1 protein-coding gene is annotated in these 501 nt (G+C 70.7%); it reads right to left on the reverse strand.

The features are described 5' to 3' along the window. Window positions 1-482, reverse strand: a 482-nt coding sequence (locus JNK74_30615) for a hypothetical protein (GenBank protein MBL7650520.1), incomplete at its 3' end; no start/stop codon positions are given. Between the last annotated feature and the right edge of the window lie 19 nt (window positions 483-501).

Consider the following 501-nt stretch of genomic DNA (forward strand, 5'->3'; position numbering starts at 1 on the left):
CGCCGAGCGGGTTGCAGCCGCGTGCCCCGGGCGTCGATCAGCGTCTCCCAGCTCTTGCCATCGTCTGCGGAGAACTCCCAGTGCTGGCGCAGCCCGCCGCCTGGCAGGGGCGACCAGCTCATCCGGTGCAGCCCCACACGCCCGTCGAAGAAGGTGTTGACGCCGGTGAAGACCAGCGCGCCGTCTCGCACGCCCCCGCTCATCATCAGCGGGTGCCCGTCGTCGTTGACGTACAGCTGGTGCCAGCGCTGCTGGAAGCGGTCGAACCAGGTCGTCACCTCGCCGCGCCCCGCGATGGCACCGCGCCAGTGTCCGCGGCTGGCGCAGCCCATCAGCATCGGCGTCATGCGCAGGTGGCCGGCCAGTTGCCCGCCGCCGCCCTTCATGCGGAAATGGCCGTGCGCAAAGTCGAAGGCGCGGTATTCCCCGGGTTTGCACAGCTCGCCCGGCGCGGGATAGGCGGGCTCGGCCGACTTGGCCATTGCCGGAGTGAATGCGAGG

The sequence above is a fragment of the Candidatus Hydrogenedentota bacterium genome, assembly GCA_016791475.1.
GTDB lineage: Bacteria > Hydrogenedentota > Hydrogenedentia > Hydrogenedentales > JAEUWI01 > JAEUWI01.